Below are 21,250 nucleotides of genomic sequence, written 5' to 3' on the forward strand. Positions count from 1 at the left end.
CGCGGTGAGCTGTTAACCTCAGGCATCGGAACAACCGAGACTGAGGAGATGGCCAAGCCGATCATCGACGATGAATTGTGGACACTGATCGAGCCGTTACTGCCGCCACCCAAGCCGCGGCGCGAGAAGAACCCGGGCCGCCTGCCTGTTTCGAATCGCGCCGCGCTGACCGGCATCCTGTTCGTTCTCAAGACCGGACTACGCTGGCGCGACCTGCCGGCCGAGATGGGATGCGGCTCGGGCGTGACATGTTGGCGCCGGCTGCGCGATTGGCAAGCAGCCGGTGTCTGGGATCGCTTGCACGAGCTACTGCTCGCAAAGCTGCGCGCAGCGGACCAGATCGACTTCTCACGAGCCGCCGTCGATTCATCATCGATTCGCGCCGTTGGGGCAGGCCAAAAACTGGGCCAAACCCCACCGATCGAGCGCGACCCGGTTCCAAGCACCACATCGTCACCGACGCCAACGGTACGCCGCTCGCCGCGATCCTGACCGGCGCGAACGTCAACGACGTCACGCAATTGCTGCCGCTGATCGACGCGATTCCGCCGATCCGCGGATTGCGTGGCCACCCATTGCAGCGGCCGCGTGTGGTCTACGCGGATCGCGGTTACGACTCCGAGCGACATCGGCGCGCGTTGCGCGATCGCGGTATCGAGCCAGTGATCGCCAAGCGCCGTACCGAACATGGCAGCGGCCTTGGCAAATATCGCTGGGTCGTCGAACGCACGCATGCCTGGCTGCATCACTTCCGTCGTCTCCGTATTCGTTTCGAGCGCCGTGCAGACATTCACGGCGCGTTCCTCAAACTCGGTTGCTGCCTGATCTGCTGGAATACCCTTCGGCGGGCCGATCAGTCTTTATGAAACCGTCTCTAAGGAAAGCAGCGGGCGCTCTCGATCGCTTGTCGCGATGCCACTGCGGTCGCGTCTCATCAGGACGCCCGCTCACCTCCAGGACAAATCTTATGTATCCGAGATCCTATTTGTTCGTTCCCGGCAATCGACCGGAACGATTCGACAAGGCGTGCGCTGCGGGCGCAGACGCAGTCATCCTCGACCTTGAAGACGCCGTGCCACCCACCGCAAAAGCGCAGGCTCGGGACGCCGTCGTGTCGTGGCTTGGAAAGGGCGGGCGAGCGTATGTGCGAGCGAACGCGGTCGGTACCGCGTGGTACCGGGACGATATAGCGGCCCTTCGGACCTGCCCGAGCCTGCAGGGCATCGTGGTCCCCAAGGCCGAGCGAGCCGACCTGCTCTCGAACCTCGCGAACGAGATCTCCGATGAAGCGGTGTTGCTGCCGCTCATCGAGACCGCGGTTGCATTTGACGACCTCCGCTCGCTGGCGAAGGCGCCGAAAGTCGCGCGCCTCTTGTTTGGCACCTTGGACTTTCAGGTCGACACCGGGATTCAAGGTGACGGCGATGAACTCGTGTATTTCCGCTCACAACTGACCATCGCGTCACGGATTGCCGGCATCGCGGCCCCGGTGGACGGAGTCACTGCTGCAATCGATGACGCTCAGCGGATCCGCAGCGACACGGTTCGAGCCCGCAATCTCGGTTTCAGGGGCAAGCTGTGCATCCACCCAAAACAGATCGAGCATGTACACGCGGCTCTGCGCCCTTGCCCGGAAGAGCTCGCGTGGGCGCGACGAGTCCTTGCTGCCGTTCAGGAAAGCGACGGCTCGGCCATTAGCGTCGATGGAAAAATGGTGGACGCTCCTGTCATTGCCAAAGCGAACGACATCGTAAGCAGTTCGGCCAGCGCATACGATCTTCTTCCTGAAATGCCTGCGCATTCCCAGGAATTCCACGTTGAACGATAGAAGAGGGGGATCGACGTTTCCCGACGGAGTTGGGCGTTCGATCGGCTAGACCGTCAGGACATCGACGCCGCGCTGACGAAGATCGTCGACAAGCGCTCCTGCCGAGCGCGCCAGCCGGCCAACGTTATGACGCAGCCCGATTAATTTATCGCTTTATATCGCTTGGGATACCGGGATCGGCGGAACAGAATGCCCGCTGCCGGAATGCAATCACGTCAGCCTGTCGACGCGCCCGCGTTCCGTCTAAATCCCGCCGATCGCGAATGCACCAGCCCGGGCTCCGGCTCCACGCCGGCCTCGGCGTGCATTCCGCCAAACCCCAAGGAATGCGATGAGTTCGATCGATCTAAGCCCTGCAACACCGGTTTCCGCTCCCATCCGCTCGGCCAGCGACGTCGCGCGCCTGATCAATACCGTGGACAGTTCGGTCAGCCATGCGCGGATGATCGTGCTGCTGGCGCTCGGCGGCGTGTTTCTCGACGCGTACGACCTCACGACGCTGTCCTACGGCATCGACGACGTCGCGCGCGAATTCGGGCTGACGCCCGCGCTGACCGGGCTCGTCGGTTCGGCGATCATGATCGGCACGATCTTCGGCAGCCTGATCGGCGGCTGGCTGACCGACCGGATCGGCCGCTATCAGGTGTTCATGGCCGACATGCTGTTCTTCGTGGTCGCGGCGATCGCGGCCGGCCTCGCGCCGAACGTCTGGGTGCTGATCGCGGCCCGCTTCGTGATGGGGCTCGGCGTCGGTATCGACCTGCCCGTCGCGATGGCGTTTCTCGCGGAATTCTCGAAGTTCAACGGGCGCGGCAACAAGGCGTCGCGGCTCGCGGCGTGGTGCCCGATGTGGTACGTCGCGTCGTCGGTCTGCTTCCTGCTGATCTTCGGCCTGTATTTCCTGTTGCCGGCCGAGCACGCGGGATGGCTGTGGCGCGCATCGCTGATCTTCGGGGCGGTGCCGGCGCTCGTCATCATCCTGTTCCGCAACCGGTTCATGAACGAATCGCCGCTGTGGGCCGCGAACCAGGGCGACCTGGCCGATGCCGCGCGCATCCTGCGCGAGTCGTACGGCATTCACGCGCATGAGGCCGACGATGCGCGGCGCGAGCCGAGTCCGCCGCCCGTGCGGATCCGCGTGCTGTTCCAGCGCCCGTATCTTGGCCGCACGATCGTCGCCAGCGCGATGAACCTGTGCATTCCGTTCGAGTACACGGCGATCGCGTTCTTCCTGCCGTCGATCCTGTCGCAGTTTCTCGGCGCGGGCGTGTTCGAAACGATCGCGGCGTCGCTTGCGCTGAACGTGCTGTTCGCGTTCACGGGCGGCTTGCTGGGCATGCGCCTCGCGTATCGCTATCCGTCGCGCCATGTCGCGATCGCCGGCTTCGCGCTGCAGACGATCGCGCTGGTCGCGCTGGCGCTCGCCGGGCATCCGCACGGCGCGATCGCGGTGGGCGTCGTGCTGCTGATGCTCGGGACCTGGCTGTTCGCCGAAGGATTCGGCCCCGGTGCGCAGATGATGATCTATCCGACGCTGTCGTATCCGGCCGCGATCCGCGGCACCGGCGTCGGCTTCGGACGCTCGCTGTGCGGCATCGGCCAGGCGCTCGCGCTGTTCGTGCTGCCGATCCTGCAGGCGCGTCTCGGCACCGACATGTTCTGGGTCGTCGCGGTCAGCGCGGTCACGCCGATCGCGTTCCTGCTGATCGTGCGGTACGAACCGACGGCGCACGACATCGACGACGAAAGCGTCGCGTGAACGCGCGGGGCATCGACCGCCCCGAAAAGCGCCAACGGCTTCGTCGAACCGCACGAAGCCGTTGGTATTGCAGCCGGTCGGCCCGCACGCGGGCAGACCGGCCTCGACATCCCGCTACGCGCCGACCGCCTCGCGCTCGGCTTCGCGCTTGACCTGCTCGATATCGCGAAACTGCGCGGCGGGATGCTCGTCGGGCAGCCGCGCCGAGCCGCCGAACAGCTTTTCGCGCAGCGTGCCCGGCGCATACGCGCTCGGATACACGCCGCGGCGCTGCAACTCGGGCACGAGATGGTGCACGACGTCCTCGAAGGTTTCGTGCGCAACCGCATACGCGAGATTGAAGCCGTCGACGTCGGTCGCCGCGACCCATTCCTGCAGGATGTCCGCGACGGTCGCGGCGGAGCCGACGAACACCGGCCCCATTCCGCCGATACCGCCCCACGTGGCCAGCGCCTCGATCGTCCACGCGGTGTCGCCGCCCGCCAGGTGCTCGACGGCCGACACGATGGCATTCGTTTCGACGCGCCGCACGGGATCGGTCGGCGCGTACTGGCCGAAGTCGATGCCGGTCCAGCCCGACATGAACACCAGCGAGCCATCGTACGACACGTAGCGGCGGTACTCGTCGAACTTGGCCTGCGCCTTTTCGTCGGTTTCGTCGACGATCACCGTGACGAGGTTGTAAATCAGCACCTTGGACGGATCGCGGCCTGCCGCGGCGGCCTGCGCACGCACGTCGGCCACGTAGCGTGCGAGCTGCTCGCGGGTCGGCGCGGCGACGAACACGCATTCCGCGTGCTGTGCGGCGAATGCCTTGCCGGGGCCGGACGCGCCGGCCTGGAACAGCACCGGCGTGCGCTGCGGCGACGGTTCGCACAGGTGGTAGCCGGGCACGTCGAAGAAGCGGCCCTTGTGGCCGATCTCGTGCACTTTCTCGGGATGCGTGAACACGCGGCCGTCACGATCGCGCACCACCGCGCCATCCTCCCAGCTGCCCTCGAACAGCTTGTACAGCACCTCGACGTATTCGGCCGCGACCGCGTAGCGGTCGTCGTGCGTGCGCAGGCCCTGGTCGCCGACGTTCTTCGCGCCGCTCTCCAGGTACGACGTGACGATGTTCCACGCGAGCCGGCCCTTCGTGTGATGGTCGGCCGTCGACAGGCGGCGCGCGAACGTGTACGGGTGCTCGAACGTCGTCGACGCGGTGATGCCGATCCCGAGATGCTCGGTCGCCATCGCGATCGGCGCGGCAAGCTGCAGCGGATCGTTGACCGGGATCTGCGCCGCCTGATGCAGCGCGTGATAGTTGCTGCCCTGGTAGACGTCGTAATAGCCGATCACGTCCGCGATGAAGATCGCGTCGAAGATCCCGCGCTCGAGCACGCGGGCGAGGTCGGTCCAGTAGTCGAGGTCCTTGTACTGCCACGAGCGGTCGCGCGGATGCGCCCACAGGCCCGGCGACTGGTGGCCGACGCAGTTCATCTCGAACGCGTTGAAACGGATCGTCTTGCTCATCGTGCGCCTCCCGCTTCCACGCCGGTGCCCGCACCGTTGCCGACGCGCCAGACGAACGGCGGCGTGCGGCCGTTGACGACCCAGTCGCCGACGATCCGCGCCTTGTAGACGAGCGGATTGTGCGACGACACCGTGCGCGCGTTGCGCCAGTGGCGGTCGAGTGCGGTCGTGGTGCGCGTCGCGGACGCGCCGAGCGCGTCGAACAGGCGCGTCGCCGCGCGCAGCACGAGTTCGGACACGACGAGCTGGCTCTGCGCGGATTCGATCTCGGCCGCGACGTTCGCCGCGTGCTCGATCGCTTCGTCGTCGCCGAAGCGCGCTTCATAGGCCTGTTGCAGCGGCTGCGCGGCGCGCAGCGCGAGCGCGTCGGCCGCATACGCCCACGACGCGATCTCGCCGATCACCTGCTGCAGCTGCACGTCGTCGCCCGCGCGCGGTGCGTTGCCGTGGCTGTACACGCGCGTCCGGTTGCGCACGAGCTCGCCGGCGTCGCGTACGATCGCGTGGCCGATGCCGGCCAGCGTCGCGACGTGGAACAACTGGTAGAACGCGGTCTGGTACTTGAAGCGGCGCGCGAAGTCGATTACGTGCTCGGCATCGACGGTCGCATCCTCGAAGCGCGTGGTGCCGCTGCCGGTCGTGGTCTGGCCGAAGCCGTCCCAGTCGTCCTCGCGGATCACGCCGGGCTGCGCGGTCGCGACCGCGACGATCACGTCGCTGCTGTCGTGCGCGCGCTGCGCGAACACGTCGATCCAGTCGGCGAACAGGCTGCCGGTGCTGTAGAACTTCCGGCCGTTCAGCACGAGCCGGCCGTTGCGCTCCGACACCTTCGTTACGGTCTGGCCGAGCGGCACGTCGCCGGCCTCCGACCATGCGTTGCCGACCAGCTGGCCGCTTGCGAAGCGATCGAACCAGGTCGTGCGCTGCGGCCCGGACGGGGCGTTCAGCCAGTCCTCGACGAACGCGAAATGCCCGCGCAATGCCTGCGGCAGATTGGAATCGGCGCCGGCCAGTTCGGTCAGCAGCCGGAACAGCTGCGGCAGCGAGGCGCCGGCGCCGCCGGCGCTGGCCGGCAGCCGCACCGCGCCGAAGCCTGCGGCCTTCAACCAGCCGATCGCCTCGTGCGGCAACTCGCGGCGGCGTTCGCGTTCGGCGGTGCCCGTGGCGATGCGCTCGAAGATCGGCCTGAACCGGCTCGCGAGCGCGTCGTAGTCGGTACCGGTGGATAGGTCGGGGGCAGCGTGCAACGAAGTCATGCGGTGTTCCTCGAAGAGCGGGCCGATTGCGCCGGGAGGCCAGTATAGGAAGCGCGACATGCGCGTTCCAATAACGGATTCGCAGATCGTTATCGTCGCTGCGTATTACCGCAGGTGCACCGCGATGCGGCGACGCCGGCGCGTCGATTGCGGCGCCGAAGCGCGTGTCGCCGGCGCCGATCGGGTCGTTTGTTATCCGGAGGAATATCGTTCCGAGAATCGCTCGTTTTTCCGGCCCGCGCTGCGCTGCTAGATTGAGTGCTTTCGTCATTCGACAGGAGAACCCGATGTCAGACACGAGCGCGACGATTCAGGAGCAGCCAGCCGATGTGCAACCACCCGCGGCCCGCGTGATCGCCGACGATGCGCAGGCGATCGCAGCCGCGCACGCGCTGGCGAAGCGGCTCGCGGAAGATGCCGCCGAGCGTGATCGCACGCGCCGCCTGCCGCGCGACGAAATCGAATGGTTCTCGCAGTCGGGGCTGTGGGCGATCACGGTGCCGAAGGCATACGGCGGCGCAGGCGTGTCGCATGTCACGCTGACCGAGGTCGTCAAGATCGTCGCGGCGGCCGATCCGTCGCTCGGGCAGCTGCCGCAGAATCATTTCGGGCTGGTCGACGTGATCGCGCTCACCGGCACCGACGCGCAGAAGCGCCATTTCTTCGCGGAGATACTGAGCGGCAAGCGCTTCGGCAACGGGTTCTCGGAGAAGGGCACGAAGCACGTGCTCGACCTGAAGACGCGCGTGCGCCGCGACGGAGACGACTATGTCGTCGACGGCACGAAGTTCTACTCGACCGGTGCGCTGTTCGCGCATTACGTACCGGTGCTCGGCCTCGACGACGCACGCCAGGCATGGCTCGCGTACGTGCCGCAACCGACGCCGGGGCTGGCCGTGATCGACGACTAGTCGGGATTCGGGCAACGCACGACCGCGAGCGGCACGGTCGTGCTCGATGCGGTGCGCGTTCCGGCGTCGCACGTGCTGCCCGCGCAGCGCGTGTCGGACGTGCCGACGCTCAACGGCCCGCTGTCGCAGATCATCCAGGCCGCGATCGACGCGGGCATCGCGAAGGCGGCCATCGACGATACGCTGGCGTTCGTGCGGACCCGCACGCGCCCGTGGGTCGACAGCGGCGTCGATCGTGCAGTCGACGATCCGCTGACGATTCGCGAGATCGGCCATCTGCACATCCAGCTGCATGCGGCCGAGGCATTGCTCGAACGCGCGGCACGCACGCTCGACGAGATCACGGCGCGCGGCGACGTGACCGAAGACGACGTCGCGCGCGCATCGGTCGCGGTCGGCGAAGCGAAGGTGCTGACGACCGAGGTGGCGCTGCTCGCGGGCGAGAAGCTGTTCGAACTGGCCGGCACGCAGTCGACGCTCGCCGAGCACAATCTCGACCGGCATTGGCGCAACGCGCGCACGCATACGCTGCACGATCCGGTGCGCTGGAAATATCACCTCGTCGGCAACTACTACCTGAACGGCGTGCGTCCGGCACGCCATGCGTGGAACTGAGCCGCTCGTCGGCCGCCGATCGCAGCCCGATCGATCGTCGCGTTGGCGATTGGCCGCGCGGTACCGTCGAGCTCGAACCCGAGTGCATCGACGACGAGAATCACGGCCGTCGGTTCGGAATACGCGCGCCGATCATGAATGCTTGAGAAGACGAGTAATCTTCTCGCGCAGTTGCATCGTCGCGATGGCCCGCATCGATGAACGTCCGCTGTTGCGTGCGGATTCGCCCCGTCGCGTGCCGACGCGACGGTGAGATAGACATTCGGCCGTTGCGGGATCCTACGTCGATGCGCGGGGACGCGCTTCCGACTCCTGCTTCAATGCTTCGGCAATATCCAGTGCTGCTTTTTGCAGCTCCGGCACATAGCGGCGCACGGCGTCTTCGAGCCGTACCGCGCGTGACAGGAAGATGACGTTGAGACTCGCGATCACGCGTTCGTCCGCGCTGATCGCGACCGCCACCGCACCGATCTTCGCCTGCGCGGTCCAGTCACCGTGGTTCGATCCGAAACCGTCGTCGCGCACACGTCGGATCAGCTTGCGCACGAGCGCATCGTTTCTCGCGAACGCCTGTTGCTCGTCACCGCCCGCACCGGAGCGCAGCAGTTCCAGAATATCCTCGCGCTCCTCGTCGGGGCACATTGCGAAGTAGGCGCGGCCCGCAGCCGTCAGCAACATCGGCAGGCGCCGCCCGACCATCGCGCGATGAAACGACAGCCGGCTGAAGCGATGCGTCGTCTCGCGGATGATCATCGCGTCGCCATCGGGCGTGGTCAGATCGGATGGCCATGCCACGCGCTGCAGCAACTGACCCATGATCGGCGGCGCCACGGTCGCGATGCGCTCGGTATCGGTGAATCCTTCGCTTAACGAACGCACCGCGAGCGTCAGGCGGAAGCTGTCGTCCGATGTGCTGCGGCGCACGAAACCTTCTTCCATCAACGTCTCGAGCAGACGGCGCACCGTGGTGCGATGCAGGCCGGTCAGATCGGCGAGTTGCTGACTCGTTGCATGGCCGTCTTCCATCGCGTTCAGCGCCCGCAGCACCTGCAGGCCGCGCGCCAGGCCGCGCACGTTTGTGTAGGTTGTCATGGAAAAAATCCCATTTAAATCAATCATGTGCATTCTATGCACATTCCTGAGATTTTGTTGAGGGGGTTTTCCGCCATCCCTAAACTGCGTCCATAAGCTGAACGAGCGACAGCCACGCGCTGCGTCGATTCAGCACAACGAACAAGCCCAGTCAGGAGACAAGCATGCGCCCCGCTTTTGAACCGGCGGCCGGCCTCGGCCGCGCTCATCCTCACGAAACGACACCTCGCTCGATCGACGCCGATGTCGCGATCATCGGTGCTGGCCCGGTCGGCCTGATGATCGCGAACATCCTCGGCCTGCAGGGCGTGCGCGTCGTCGTTGTCGAGAAGCTCACGCAGATCATCGACTATCCGCGCGCCATCGGGCTCGACGACGAAGCACTGCGCGTATTCCAGTCGGTCGGCCTCGCAGAGGCGCTGCTGCCGCACACCACGCCGAATCACTGGATGCGCTTCACGCTGAATGGGAAGTGCTTCGCGTCGATCGAGCCGCGCACCGACGAGTTCGGCTGGCCGCGCCGCAACGCCTTCATCCAGCCGCTCGCCGATCAGATCCTGTACCGCGGTCTCGAGCGTTTCGACCATGTGTCGACGCTGCTCGGCCACAACGTCGACCGCTTCGCGCAGGACGAAAGCGGCGTGACCATCGACGCGACCGATGCGCACGGCGTGCGCACGACGATCCGCGCCGCATACATGGTCGGCGCGGACGGCGGCAACAGCTTCGTGCGCCGCACGCTCGACGTGCCGTTCGAAGGGCGCACGAAGCCGAATCAATGGATCGTGATCGACGTGCGCAACGATCCGATCGGCTCCCCGCATGTCTATCTGCATTGCGACGCGCGGCGGCCCTACGTGTCGGCGGCGCTGCCGCACGGCATCCGGCGCTTCGAATTCATGGTGATGCCGGGCGAGACGGAGGAGGAGCTGTCGAAGCCGGAGAACATGGCGGCGCTGGTGCGCGGGGTGGTCGACGATCCTGACAAGGTCGACTACATCCGCCAACGGGTCTATACGCACAACGCGCGGCTCGCGAGCGCGTTCCGCGTGAAGCGCATCCTGCTCGCGGGGGACGCCGCCCACATCATGCCGGTGTGGCAGGGGCAGGGTTACAACAGCGGGATTCGCGATGCGAGCAATCTCGGCTGGAAGCTCGCGATGGTCGTGAAGGGCACGGCGCGCGACGCGCTGCTCGATACCTACACGATGGAGCGGCGCGCCCACGCGCGCTCGATGATCCACCTGTCGGAAGTGGCCGGCGACATCTTCGCGCCGACGAGCTTCGTCGGAACGCGCGTGCGCGACGCGTTCGTGCGCTGCTTCGACGTGCTGCCGTCCCTGAAGCGCTACTTCGTCGAGATGCGTTTCAAGCCGATGCCGCGCTATGAAGACGGCGTCGTGCTGCTGGCACGACGCGCGCGGTCCGAAGGCATGCTCGCGCGGCTGATCGCCAGCCGGGGGCACGGCGCGTTCGGGCGGCTGGTCGGTCTGATGAGCGAGAAGCGCGAATCGTTGCTCGGACGGATCGTGCACGGCCGCGATGCGCAGGCGGGGACGCCCGTGGGCCGCATGTTCATCCAGCCGCGCGTGCGTGTCGCGGATGGCAGCATCGTCCGGCTCGACGATGCGATCGGCAACCGCTTCGCGATCCTGAGCTGGGGCACGGATCCGACCTTCGGCCTGACGCCCGAGGCGCGCCGCATCTGGAGCGCGCTCGGCGGATGCTTCGTGCTCGCGAAGCCCGACCCGCAGCTCGGCTTCCGCGACGACGTACCCGCAGACGTGATCGCGATCGGCGATGTCGACTCGCGCCTGCGCGACTGGTTCGCGCGGGTGCCGGAGTCGGTCGTGCTGTTGCGGCCGGACCGCTTCGTGGCAGGCATGTGCTCGCCGCAATGCGTATCGGAATGCGTGTCGCAGCTCGCCCAACGGCTGTCGCTTTCCGTGGCAACGGGCGCGCAGGCCGACGACGCGACGTTCGCGCCGGCCGCAGGCCTGGTGGGAGCCTGAGATGCCGATCCATCTCGAATGCATGTCGCACACGCCGCTGCACGGCTATTTCGATCCCGCGCCGGCAGTCGTCGCGGAAGTCGAGCACGTGCAGCGCGCGGCGCGCGAGCGGGTCGACGCGTTCGATCCGGAGCTGGTGATCGTGTTCGCGCCGGATCACTACAACGGCTTCTTTTACGACGTGATGCCGCAGTTCTGCATCGGCGCAAGTGCGACGGCCGTCGGCGATTTCGGCAGCGCGGCCGGCCCGTTGCCCGTCGCGCGCGATGCGGCGCTCGCGCTCGCCGATGCGGCGCTCGCGAGCGATATCGACGTCGCCGTGTCGTATCGGATGCAGGTCGATCACGGCTGCGCCCAGGCGCTCGAGGTACTCACGGGCCGCATCGACCGCTTCCCGGTGGTACCCGTCTTCATCAACTCGGTTGCGCCGCCGATGGCGTCGTGCCGCCGCGCGCGCCTGCTCGGCGACGCGATCGGCCGTGCCGTCGCGCGCATGAACCGGCGCGTGTTGGTGATCGGCTCGGGCGGCATCTCGCATGAGCCGCCCGTGCCGGAAATCGCCGGCGCGGACGACGTCGTCGCGGAACGGTTGATCGCGGGCCGCAACCCGTCGCCCGCGTCGCGCGATGCGCGGCAATCCAGCACCGTCGCGGCGGCCAGGGCATTCGCAGCGGGCGACAGCCGCCTGCATCCGCTCAATCCCGCATGGGATCGCAGGTTCCTCGAATTGCTCGAACGCGGTGACCTCACCGCCGCCGATGGCCTCACGAACGAAGCGATCACGCGCGATGCGGGCAAGTCCGCGCACGAGATCCGCACGTGGGTCGCCGCATTCGGCGCGCTTGCGGCGAGCGGCCCGTACACGGCGTCGATCGATTACTACCGCGCGATTCCCGAATGGATCGCGGGTTTCGGCGCGATGCACGCGCGAGAGCGGACCCTTTCCAGGAGATAGAACCATGTCGGATGACAACAGCATTGCTTCGATGGCCGCGCGCCTGCGTGAAGCACAGGCGTCGGGCCGGACGATCGCACCGCTGCGCGATACCTGTCCGGACGGCGACGCGACGCTCGCCTATGCGATCCAGCAGATCAACAACGACTTGCGCAAGACCAGCGGCGAGCGTGTCGTCGGCAGGAAGATCGGCCTGACTTCGCCTGCGGTGCAGAAGCAGCTCGGCGTCGATCAGCCGGACTTCGGTGCGTTGTTCGCGTCGATGGCGTACGGCGACGGCGAGCCGATGCCGCTTGCGTCGTTGATCCAGCCGAAGGTCGAAGCGGAGATCGCGCTCGTGCTCGAACGCGACCTGACCGCAGAAAAACACACGTTCGCGGACCTCATCTCCGCGACCGCGTATGCCGTGGCCGCGATCGAGGTCGTCGACAGTCGCATCCGCGACTGGGACATCCGCTTTTTCGACACCGTCGCGGACAACGCATCGAGCGCGCTGTTCGTGCTCGGCAGCCGGCCGGTCCTGCTGCGCGACATCGATCTGACCGCGTGCGCGATGACGCTCGCGCAGGACGGCGAAGTCCTGTCGCGCGGCAACGGCGCTGCGTGCCTCGGCAATCCGCTGAATGCGGCCGCGTGGCTCGCGGACCGGATGGTCCGACTCGGCACGCCGCTGCGTGCGGGCGACGTCGTGCTGACGGGCGCGCTTGGCCCGATGGTCGCAGTGAAGGCGGCCGGCACCTATGCGGCGCACATCGACGGGCTCGGCAGCGTGCGCGCCACTTTCACCGAATGACGGACGGAGACATTCCCATGGCAACAGACAACACCCGGTGCAAGGCCGCGATCATCGGCTCCGGCAACATCGGCACCGACCTCATGATCAAGATCATGCGCAGCGGCAAGCACCTCGAAATCGCCGCGATGGTCGGCATCGATCCGGCCTCGGACGGCCTCGCGCGCGCCGCGAGGCTCGGCGTGGCGACGACGCATGAAGGCGTGGAAGGGCTCGCGCGCCTGCCCGTGTTCGACGAGATCGACTTCGTGTTCGATGCGACGTCGGCCGGCGCACATGTGAAGAACGACGCGTTCCTGCGCGCGCTCAAGCCCGGCATTCGGATGATCGACCTGACGCCCGCTGCCATCGGCCCGTACTGCGTGCCGGTGGTGAATCTCGACGCGCATCTCGATGCGCCGAACGTGAACATGGTCACCTGCGGCGGGCAGGCGACGATCCCGATGGTCGCCGCGGTGTCGCGCGTCGCAAAGGTGCATTACGCGGAGATCGTCGCGTCGATCAGCAGCAAGTCGGCAGGGCCGGGCACGCGCGCCAACATCGACGAGTTCACGGAGACGACGTCGAAGGCGCTCGAAGCGGTCGGCGGTGCCGGCAAGGGCAAGGCGATCATCGTGCTCAATCCGGCCGAGCCGCCGCTCATGATGCGCGACACGGTGTATCTGCTGTCCGAAGCGGTGGACCGCGCGCTGATCGAAGCGTCGGTCAGCGAGATGGCCGCTGCGGTCCAGGCCTATGTGCCCGGCTATCGGCTGAAACAGTCCGTGCAGTTCGACGACATCCCCGCCGCTGCGCCGTTGCATATCCCCGGACTCGGCCGTTTCAGCGGACTTAAGACTTCGATCTTCGTCGAAGTGGAAGGCGCGGCGCATTATCTGCCGGCCTACGCCGGCAATCTCGACATCATGACGTCCGCCGCGCTGGCAACGGCCGAGCGCATGGCCGCGTCGCTCGTGAACGCCTGACGCAAGGAGCACTCGATCATGGACAAGAAACTCTACATTTCCGATGTGACGCTGCGCGACGGCATGCACGCGATCCGTCATCAGTATTCGAATCAGAACGTGCAGGACATCGCCCGCGCGCTCGACGAGGCGAAGGTCGACAGCATCGAGGTCGCACACGGCGATGGCCTGCAGGGTTCGAGCTTCAACTATGGCTTTGGCGCGCACAGCGATCTGGAATGGATCGAGGCGGTAGCCGAGGTGGTGAAGCACGCGAAAATCGCGACGCTGCTGTTGCCCGGCATCGGCACGATTCATGACCTGAAGGCCGCGTACGACGCGGGTGCGCGTGTCGTCCGTGTCGCAACCCATTGCACGGAAGCGGACATTTCGAAGCAGCACATCGAATACGCACGCAGCCTCGGCATGGATACCGTCGGCTTCCTGATGATGAGTCACATGACGACGCCCGACCATCTCGCGATCGAAGCGAAGAAGATGGAAAGCTATGGCGCGACCTGCGTGTACGTGGTGGATTCCGGCGGCGCGATGAACATGCACGACATCCGCGCGCGCTTCCGGGCGCTCAAGGCAGCGCTTCGCCCGGAGACCCAGACGGGCATGCATGCCCATCACAACCTGAGCCTCGGCGTCGCCAACTCGATCGCCGCGGTCGAGGAAGGTTGCGATCGCATCGATGCGAGCCTGGCTGGCATGGGCGCGGGAGCCGGCAACGCGCCGCTCGAAGTGTTCATCGCGGCGGCCGAGCGCCTTGGCTGGCACCACGGCACCGATCTCTATCGGCTGCTCGACGCGGCTGACGACATCGTGCGCCCGTTGCAGGACCGGCCGGTGCGGGTCGACCGCGAAACGCTCGCGCTCGGCTATGCGGGGGTGTATTCGAGCTTTCTGCGGCATGCCGAAATCGCGGCGAAGAAATACGGCCTGAAAGCCGTCGACATTCTCGTCGAACTGGGCAAGCGACGCATGGTGGGCGGTCAGGAAGACATGATCGTCGACGTCGCGCTCGATCTGAAGAGGCGCGAAGCACGCGCCTGAACCATCCGATATGCCAGGCGCCACGAAGAGCGCTGCATCGTTCAACCTGGAGACAACAATGAACACGTCAACGGCTTCCCCCCCGCGCGTCGGCGGCGGCATCACCATCGGCCTGTGCCTCGCGGTCGCGCTCCTCGAAGGGCTCGATCTGCAATCCACGGGCATCGCTGCGCCGCGCATGGCACGCGAGTTTCATCTCGCGGTGGCGCAACTCGGCTGGGCATTCGGTATCGGCGCGCTCGGCTTGTTGCCGGGCGCGGCGCTTGGCGGCAGGCTCGCCGATCGCATCGGCCGCAAGCGCGTGCTGATGATGTCCGTCGCGCTGTTCGGGATATTTTCGATTGCAACGACCCAGGTGTGGGATCTGCAGAGCCTGCTCGTCGCGCGCTTTCTCACGGGCCTCGGCCTCGGCGCGGCGATGCCGAACCTGATCGCCTTGTGCGCGGAGGCAGCGCCGCCCCGACAGCGCAGCACGGCGGTCGGCGCAATGTACTGCGGCATGCCTTTCGGCGCGGCGCTCGCGGCCGTGATCGGCATCGTCAGCCCGGGCGCCGAGGGCTGGCGGCAGATCTTCTATGTCGGCGGGATCGGGCCGCTGCTGACCTTGCCGCTGCTGGCGCTGTTCTTGAAGGAGTCGACGCAATTCGCCGCGGCGAGCCAGGGTGCGAGCCGCGCGTCGAAGGACGGCATCGTGCGCGCGCTCTTCAGCGACGGGCGCGCGGGGACGACCATCGCCCTGTGGATCAGCTACCTGGGGACGCTGATCGTGCTGTATTTCCTGATGAACTGGCTGCCGTCGATGGTGCTCTCGCGCGGCCTCACGCCGGTCCAGGCGAGCGTCGTGCAGATGATGTTCAACATCGGCGGCGGCATCGGCGCGATCGTGATCGCGGGGCTGTCGGATCGCATCGGCAAGCGGCCGGTCGTGGTCGGCATGTATGCCGGCATCGCGCTTGCGTTGCTGGCGCTCGCCGGTGCGACGGGGAGCGTGTCGATGGCATGGGGCGGCCTGCTGGCCGGCCTGTTTCTCGTCGGCACGCAGTCGGTGCTGTATGCGCTCGCCGGCGCGACGTATCCGACGCGGGTGCGGGGCACGGGCGTCGGCGCAGCGGTGGCCGTCGGCCGCATGGGTTCGATGATCGGCCCGCTGATCGCCGGGCAGCTGCTGGCGTTGGGCCAGAGCGCGTCGCTGCTCGTGATCTCGAGCATTCCGCTCATCGTGATCGCGGCGCTCGGTGCGCTCACCGCAGTCGCGAAATCTCCGCGCGAGTCGGTCAACGGCTCGCACACCCTTGGAACCGAATCGATCTGACGAAGGACATCGACATGACTGACACTGTGATTCATACCGAAAGCGCGACCAGCAAGTACGTGAACGTGGTGGAAGACGGCACGGAACTGCGCGTGCACTACAACGACACGGGCACCGGCAACGAAGCGCTCGTTCTGCTGCACGGCTCGGGGCCGGGCGCGACCGGCTGGGCGAACTTCCATCGCAACGTGGACGCATTCGCGAACGCGGGTTATCGCGTGATCCTCGTCGACTGCCCCGGCTGGGGCAAGAGCGATTCGATCGTCTGTACGGGCTCGCGCTCCGACCTCAACGCGCGCGTGCTGGCGGGCGTGCTGGATACGCTCGGCATCGGGCGCGCGCATCTCGTCGGCAACTCGATGGGCGGGCATAGCGCGGTGGCCTTCGCGCTGTCGTATCCCGAGCGGGTCGGCAAGCTGGTGCTGATGGGCGGCGGCACGGGCGGTCCGAGCCAGTTCGTGCCGATGCCGACCGAAGGCATCAAGCTGCTTCAAGCGCTGTATCGCGACCCGACGCTCGAGAACCTGAAGAAGATGCTCAACGTGTTCGTCTACGATGCGAGCACGATGACGGAAGAGCTGATGCAGACGCGGCTCGAGAACATGCTCGGACGGCGCGATCATCTGGAGAATTTCGTGAAAAGTCTGACGGCCAATCCGAAGCAGTTTCCGGATTACGGTCACCGGCTGAGCGAGATCAAGGCGCCCGCGCTCGTGATTTGGGGCCGCGACGACCGGTTCGTGCCGATGGATGTCGGGCTGCGGCTCGTCTGGAATATGCCGAACGCCGATCTGCACGTGTTCGGGCGCTGCGGGCACTGGGCGCAATGGGAGCACGCGGAGCGCTTCAACCGGATGGTGCTCGAGTTCCTGCGCCGATAACGAAGGGTGGCATCGGTGGCGGCCGGTTGCTCGGCCTAACGACGTAAATCAGTCCAAGAAAATGGCCGCATCCCCGAAATCAACGGCGGCCTTTATGATCCGCCGCCGGCGAAGCTGAACAACCCCTTTGTCCGCCAAGGAATCGCAACGACCCTGTCAAAAGTGTCAGTTTCAATTCCATTAATATTTTGTTTTAATCGTCGTCCCTATTCCGAGGGCCACCAATAAATTGCCGGTGTCGTGAGTAGTCGTTCGTATGAAGATGCGCATTCGGCGCGATTCGATCGATTGCTTCTTCAAAACCGGTGTCTAAAAGTACCAGCCGTGCTTACGCCAGGCTGGCGCGTTGAAACTAAATCGCAAAAGAGTCAGGGCGGTGATCGCTGTTCATCTGCGCCTTGCGCCAGCGTGCGTACGTCGACATGTTCGGCTCGAGTACCGCAGACTCGAGTCGACTCCAGCCGTAGAACGCGCCATCCCATCCGGGAACGGGCAGCGGCTGGATTGACGGAACCCCCATCATGCCCGCGCGGTAGGCCTGAAACGGCCAATACAACGGCATGATGCGACGGGCTTCCATTTCCCGGCGCAGTGAGGAAGTGTCGCCTTCATCGGCCACGATGCCGCACTGGAATGCCCATTCGTCGGCGTCCCACACGAGAAAAACACTCGGCTGACCACCGGCGTCGAACATCAGCACGGCGTTCTGATCGAGACGCCAGTAATATTCCACGATCCGTTCCCGCTCGACGATGGTTTGCATCGCCGCGAGCGCTCTCGCGTCGCAGTACGTGGATCCGACGTCGTTGGCGCTGATCATTCCTCGCTCGGCACAGTGGCGTGCCTTCGCCTCCGTCAGCGCGCGGGTCAGCTTCTCCGTCATGTCCGGCGCGGACTTCTTCACGTACAGGTCGATGACGCCGGCGTTGAACGCCTCAACGGCTTCCCGCTCCGTCGCCACGCCCGTCAGCAAGATCTTCGTACACGGCATGTCGGCCAAGGCCGCGAAAACCTCGACGCCGTTCATTTCGTCCATCTCGTAGTCGGCAACGACGGCGGCCACTTCGTCGAATCGCGTCACGTCGGTCAGCGCATCGAGCCCCAAGGCATTGAAGCTGCGCTTTTCAAAATCGGAAAATTGCGATCCCGATAGCCGCTCGGGCGTGCCGCGACGGTGTTGCGATGTCAGGAAGTTCAATGCTTCGCGCGGTGAGCTGAAAAAGCGGTTCAGAGGCCCGTTCCGATAGGTTCCACGTAGCGCGTCGAGGAAGCCCGGATGATCGTCGACAAATACCGTGGACACGGGATAGAACACCGGCTGCCTGACAAAGCGACGCATAGCTGATCCGAGAAACGTGAATTAAACGAGCGAGCCATCCCGCATCGGGATATGGCGCCGCGCACCAGCGTCAGATTATCGGACATCTCAAAGGCGACCGGCAACTGCAGCCCATTTTGTCCGGGTACGACCAACAAAAATAGGGCAAATCCAAAATGGGACACGCCCTCATGCCGAAGGCGTGCGTTGCTGCCGCTTGCAGTCGTTCTTCTGGAAAAAAATCCATGTTGACGCGAAACGCAATCCCTCAAATCCTGCTCAATAACCCGGAGCTGCTGTCGTCGGAATTAAACACGGCTGCGCCTCACAAGACGTTCCATCACGTGATCGACATTTATCTGAAAGATTCCAATGCATTCATGAACACGTATTTCGCACGCTATTTCGAGTGGCAGGGCGTATGTCGTGAGCGCTGGTTCCACGAGTGCATTCACAACAATCTGCTGGCTTCCGGCGGCACGTTCGTCACGAAACGTGCGCACCAGGAGTACGTCCAGGAGACGTTCCCGTTTCAGCGCGTCGATTGCTACCTCAATACGCTGCAGGTGCGGCAGTGCTCGGCCTATCTGGTGTTCCGCTTCTGCGTCGACGAACGCACGGTTTCGCTGGGATACCAGCAGATCCTCTTCGCGGGAACCGACAAGCGGATCCGCCGCTTCCCGGCCGGCATCATCGAGCGGGTCAAGGAATATGAACTGAACCTGCCGTCGCTCGAAAGCTAAGCTGTGTCGTCCCGCCCGGTGCGTCAGTGCCGGGCGGGCGCCGTATCGGCACGCCGGGTCACCTGCGCGACGCAGGTGACCCGGCCTCAGGCAAGCGAATCGTGAAGGTCGTCATGACGCCCGGCACCGACTCGCACGAAATCTGACCGCCGAACATCTCGCAGACTCGACGGCAATACGCCAGCCCAAGGCCCGCGCCGCGGCCGTGCGACTTCGTGGAATAGAACGGATCGAAGATGTGAGGGAGAACATTGGCGTCGATGCCGGTACCGGTATCTCGAATCTGGAGCACGCAAGATCTGTCGTCTCGCTCGGCGAGGATCTCGATCCTGCCCGTTGTGCCGCCCGTCGTTGCGTGCAGCGCGTTTTTCAGCAGGTTGAACACGACGAAAAGCATCAGCGAATCGGAGCCGAAGTACTGCAGTCGCGGGTCGATCAGCGCGACGTCGACACGCTCGCGTTCCCCGGCGGAAAAAGGATAGCAATCGAGCGCAACGTCGATGCAGCGCCCGATCGAATGAGTCGAGAAGCTTTGGCGATCCACGCTGTCCAGCGTAAACATCGCCAGCGACATTTTGACCATCGCATGCGTGCTGTCGACCTGGTGGCGTATCGCAGCGGGGAGCGCCGGAAGTCGCTCGAGCTGCTCGGTGTCCAAATCGCCATCCACGAGCCGATGCGTTACGGCGAGCTGATATCCACGTAGCAGGGCCGGCAGCGCTCGGTCGATTTCTGCCACATACATGCCGATCGTCGCAAGCGGGGTGGTCACTTCATGCGCTACCGTCGCCGCGACCAGGAACGGCCGCATCAGCCGATAGCGAACGATCGTCACAGCGAGGATGCCGAGGCTGAGCGCGATGAAGACGACGCCCGGCGGATAAAACGGGTAGCCGTAATTCACGGCGTAGTCGATGGCCGCGAGCGAATACAGCCCGAGGCTCAGCAGGCAGAGATCGAGGAGCTTGCGCTCGTCCCGGCCGCGAGCCGCCCGACGGCGCGCGGTGACCAGGAGCCAGCCGCTGCGACCGGCGAGGACGATCGTTTGCACGACGTGCACGGGATGCAGACGCCCGGCGCGGGGATAATCTCCGAAAGCAAATTGACGAACGCCGTCGACGACCTCGTTGCCGGTGAGCAGCAGTACCGCCAGCACCGCGCTGATGGCATATGACGCCAGCAGCAGCGGGCGTTCGTTTCGCCGGGCAACGGTTGCCGTTACAAAGTGATAGAACGTCGTCGGCAGGAACATGATGAACAGATAGCCGACCTTGGCCAGCACGCGGGCAACGTCCGGCTGGCTGGTCTGAAACAGGAAGGCCCACGTCCCCTGCCAGACGAAGGTGGTCATGCACATCAGCACGAAGGGCGTCGATCGTCGGGTCACGCCCTCGGTCAGCCATACATAGACACCAAATCCGAGAAAGAGGGCGGACACAAACGCCGGCAAGATCGAATACATGCAACTCGGTTCCGTTTCACAGGGTTGCCTACAGCGGACTGCTTAGTGCAGGGTTGAAGTTTCGTCGTCGATTCCGATGGCTGACTCGTTCAGCGATCGCATGGTTTGCCAGCTTCGATCGCGCCGCTGCCGGCATTCCGTTGCGGCGCATACGGGCGGATTGCGGCACGGAAGGCCGCGGTACGCCCCAGCCTCGAGAATATCGACGGTATTTTGCCTTGGAGGTCATCAACGATACCAGAGGATGAATCACGGTCGTGACGGTCAGCTTCAGATACTCGAGCGCGAGCATTTCGCTTTGGTTTTCGATTGCGTCATGTTTTTACTTTTCCGTGCGGGCGTTGGCACTTGCCGCCGCTCGTTTAAGAAAAAGCGCCGACGGGCGTGAACCGGTCGGCAGAGGGAGTTCCGGCATCCAAGGGTTGAATTGCATTGTCGAAACCGGGCAAAAGGGGACGCCGTCGTGGATTTACGATCGGCTTCGTTCTTGCCAGTCGATCAATTCGGTCTCCATTGTCGGAAGGTGCTGCGACGGCTTTTCTTGATGAGCAGGGCAGGCACGCCGTCATGTGTACCCCAAGGCGCAAGAGATTGAGTCACGCGGGACATGGCCTCGACGGAGGCACCTTCGCCAATCTCGCATCCCGGTAGTACGGAACCCGCGCCGATCGTTACGTGGCGGCCTAACCGCGCGGAAGCGATGTCGACACCTGGACGTTGTTCGGGCGGTACCAGCCAATGGCGCCTTCGACAGTCTCGAGGAAAGTCATCCGGATCAGTGGGGTGGCTCACAGT

General features: G+C 65.1%; 16 protein-coding genes and 1 pseudogene. 12 read left to right on the forward strand and 5 right to left on the reverse strand.

The genetic code is table 11. From position 1 onward, the window contains the following. The first annotated feature begins 48 nt into the window (after positions 1-48). The 3 genes from AK36_RS30550 to AK36_RS02620 all read left to right on the forward strand — a co-directional run bounded on the left by AK36_RS30550 (position 49) and on the right by AK36_RS02620 (position 3,587). Positions 49-866 (forward strand): IS5-like element IS402 family transposase gene (locus AK36_RS30550; protein ID WP_085954470.1). Its coding sequence is split into 2 segments (ribosomal slippage): positions 49-397 and positions 397-866, totalling 819 coding nucleotides; the frame shifts between segments, so codons are not numbered across the junction. 101 nt (positions 867-967) lie between these two features. After that, complete coding sequence (locus AK36_RS02615; protein WP_045577791.1) at positions 968-1,828, forward strand: HpcH/HpaI aldolase/citrate lyase family protein; 861 nt, start codon at positions 968-970, stop codon at positions 1,826-1,828. 331 nt (positions 1,829-2,159) lie between these two features. Next, positions 2,160-3,587: an MFS transporter gene (locus AK36_RS02620; RefSeq protein WP_034194530.1), complete on the forward strand. Its 1,428-nt coding sequence runs from the start codon at positions 2,160-2,162 to the stop codon at positions 3,585-3,587. A 114-nt stretch (positions 3,588-3,701) separates the two neighbouring features. Here AK36_RS02620 and AK36_RS02625 read toward each other — a convergent pair whose 3' ends face one another. Together AK36_RS02625 and AK36_RS02630 are read right to left on the reverse strand one after the other, a co-directional pair. Beyond that, positions 3,702-5,102 (reverse strand): LLM class flavin-dependent oxidoreductase, encoded by a 1,401-nt coding sequence (locus tag AK36_RS02625; protein WP_045577792.1) that lies wholly within the window; start codon positions 5,100-5,102, stop codon positions 3,702-3,704. Continuing rightward, positions 5,099-6,358, reverse strand: a complete 1,260-nt coding sequence (locus AK36_RS02630; protein ID WP_045577793.1) for an acyl-CoA dehydrogenase family protein — start codon at positions 6,356-6,358, stop codon at positions 5,099-5,101. Before AK36_RS02630 ends, AK36_RS02625 begins: the two co-directional genes overlap by 4 nt. Positions 6,359-6,645: 287 nt before the next feature. Here AK36_RS02630 and AK36_RS02635 point away from each other — a divergent pair. Next, positions 6,646-7,884, forward strand: a pseudogene (locus AK36_RS02635) (SfnB family sulfur acquisition oxidoreductase). A gap of 279 nt (positions 7,885-8,163) precedes the next feature. On the opposite strand, the gene AK36_RS02640 reads toward AK36_RS02635, so the two are convergent. Then, entirely contained in the window at positions 8,164-8,976 is an 813-nt protein-coding gene (locus AK36_RS02640; RefSeq protein WP_034194532.1) for a DNA-binding transcriptional regulator, read from the reverse strand. Positions 8,977-9,140: 164 nt separating this feature from the next. On the opposite strand from AK36_RS02640, the gene AK36_RS02645 reads away from it, so the two are divergent. Genes AK36_RS02645 through AK36_RS02675 form a run of 7 tightly spaced genes read left to right on the forward strand, consistent with a single transcriptional unit; the run spans position 9,141 to position 16,932 of the window. Continuing rightward, the gene (locus AK36_RS02645) at positions 9,141-10,988 is read left to right on the forward strand and encodes a bifunctional 3-(3-hydroxy-phenyl)propionate/3-hydroxycinnamic acid hydroxylase (protein ID WP_045577794.1); all 1,848 of its coding nucleotides are present in this window, start codon (positions 9,141-9,143) and stop codon (positions 10,986-10,988) included. A gap of 1 nt (position 10,989) precedes the next feature. Next, positions 10,990-11,943 (forward strand): 3-carboxyethylcatechol 2,3-dioxygenase, encoded by a 954-nt coding sequence (locus AK36_RS02650; protein WP_014725436.1) that lies wholly within the window; start codon positions 10,990-10,992, stop codon positions 11,941-11,943. A gap of 4 nt (positions 11,944-11,947) precedes the next feature. Continuing rightward, entirely contained in the window at positions 11,948-12,736 is a 789-nt protein-coding gene (gene mhpD, locus AK36_RS02655; RefSeq protein WP_014725435.1) for a 2-keto-4-pentenoate hydratase, read from the forward strand. 17 nt (positions 12,737-12,753) lie between these two features. Further along, the gene (locus AK36_RS02660; protein WP_045577795.1) at positions 12,754-13,701 is read left to right on the forward strand and encodes an acetaldehyde dehydrogenase (acetylating); all 948 of its coding nucleotides are present in this window, start codon (positions 12,754-12,756) and stop codon (positions 13,699-13,701) included. 15 nt (positions 13,702-13,716) lie between these two features. After that, positions 13,717-14,739, forward strand: coding sequence for a 4-hydroxy-2-oxovalerate aldolase (gene dmpG, locus AK36_RS02665; protein WP_319000444.1), 1,023 nt, complete (start codon positions 13,717-13,719; stop codon positions 14,737-14,739). A 58-nt stretch (positions 14,740-14,797) separates the two neighbouring features. Further along, a complete protein-coding gene (gene mhpT, locus AK36_RS02670) occupies positions 14,798-16,051 on the forward strand; it encodes a 3-(3-hydroxy-phenyl)propionate transporter MhpT (RefSeq protein WP_011882648.1) in 1,254 nt (417 codons plus the stop codon). 14 nt (positions 16,052-16,065) lie between these two features. Then, complete coding sequence (locus tag AK36_RS02675) at positions 16,066-16,932, forward strand: alpha/beta fold hydrolase (RefSeq protein ID WP_011882647.1); 867 nt, start codon at positions 16,066-16,068, stop codon at positions 16,930-16,932. Positions 16,933-17,284: 352 nt separating this feature from the next. Here AK36_RS02675 and AK36_RS02680 read toward each other — a convergent pair whose 3' ends face one another. Further along, a complete protein-coding gene (locus AK36_RS02680) occupies positions 17,285-18,271 on the reverse strand; it encodes a response regulator (RefSeq protein ID WP_045577796.1) in 987 nt (328 codons plus the stop codon). Positions 18,272-18,495: 224 nt separating this feature from the next. Here AK36_RS02680 and AK36_RS02685 point away from each other — a divergent pair, with 224 nt between their 5' ends. After that, positions 18,496-18,993, forward strand: a complete 498-nt coding sequence (locus AK36_RS02685; RefSeq protein WP_011882645.1) for an acyl-CoA thioesterase — start codon at positions 18,496-18,498, stop codon at positions 18,991-18,993. 58 nt (positions 18,994-19,051) lie between these two features. Here the strand turns inward: AK36_RS02685 and AK36_RS02690 are convergent, their stop codons facing one another. After that, a complete protein-coding gene (locus tag AK36_RS02690; protein WP_045577797.1) occupies positions 19,052-20,455 on the reverse strand; it encodes a sensor histidine kinase in 1,404 nt (467 codons plus the stop codon). Positions 20,456-21,250 lie beyond the last annotated feature (795 nt).

Origin of the sequence: Burkholderia vietnamiensis LMG 10929 (assembly GCF_000959445.1) — a bacterium.
In the GTDB taxonomy this organism is placed as follows: Bacteria; Pseudomonadota; Gammaproteobacteria; order Burkholderiales; family Burkholderiaceae; genus Burkholderia; species Burkholderia vietnamiensis.

What these genes read in the sequence shown, in the direction of transcription:
- AK36_RS02615 (WP_045577791.1), top strand. Translation starts at nt 968, where the DNA reads ATGTATCCGAGATCCTATTTGTTCGTTCCCGGCAATCGACCGGAACGA.
- AK36_RS02620 (WP_034194530.1), top strand. Translation starts at nt 2,160, where the DNA reads ATGAGTTCGATCGATCTAAGCCCTGCAACACCGGTTTCCGCTCCCATC.
- AK36_RS02625 (WP_045577792.1), bottom strand. Translation starts at nt 5,102, where the DNA reads ATGAGCAAGACGATCCGTTTCAACGCGTTCGAGATGAACTGCGTCGGC.
- AK36_RS02630 (WP_045577793.1), bottom strand. Translation starts at nt 6,358, where the DNA reads ATGACTTCGTTGCACGCTGCCCCCGACCTATCCACCGGTACCGACTAC.
- AK36_RS02640 (WP_034194532.1), bottom strand. Translation starts at nt 8,976, where the DNA reads ATGACAACCTACACAAACGTGCGCGGCCTGGCGCGCGGCCTGCAGGTG.
- AK36_RS02645 (WP_045577794.1), top strand. Translation starts at nt 9,141, where the DNA reads ATGCGCCCCGCTTTTGAACCGGCGGCCGGCCTCGGCCGCGCTCATCCT.
- AK36_RS02650 (WP_014725436.1), top strand. Translation starts at nt 10,990, where the DNA reads ATGCCGATCCATCTCGAATGCATGTCGCACACGCCGCTGCACGGCTAT.
- mhpD (WP_014725435.1), top strand. Translation starts at nt 11,948, where the DNA reads ATGTCGGATGACAACAGCATTGCTTCGATGGCCGCGCGCCTGCGTGAA.
- AK36_RS02660 (WP_045577795.1), top strand. Translation starts at nt 12,754, where the DNA reads ATGGCAACAGACAACACCCGGTGCAAGGCCGCGATCATCGGCTCCGGC.
- mhpT (WP_011882648.1), top strand. Translation starts at nt 14,798, where the DNA reads ATGAACACGTCAACGGCTTCCCCCCCGCGCGTCGGCGGCGGCATCACC.
- AK36_RS02675 (WP_011882647.1), top strand. Translation starts at nt 16,066, where the DNA reads ATGACTGACACTGTGATTCATACCGAAAGCGCGACCAGCAAGTACGTG.
- AK36_RS02680 (WP_045577796.1), bottom strand. Translation starts at nt 18,271, where the DNA reads ATGCGTCGCTTTGTCAGGCAGCCGGTGTTCTATCCCGTGTCCACGGTA.
- AK36_RS02685 (WP_011882645.1), top strand. Translation starts at nt 18,496, where the DNA reads ATGTTGACGCGAAACGCAATCCCTCAAATCCTGCTCAATAACCCGGAG.
- AK36_RS02690 (WP_045577797.1), bottom strand. Translation starts at nt 20,455, where the DNA reads ATGTATTCGATCTTGCCGGCGTTTGTGTCCGCCCTCTTTCTCGGATTT.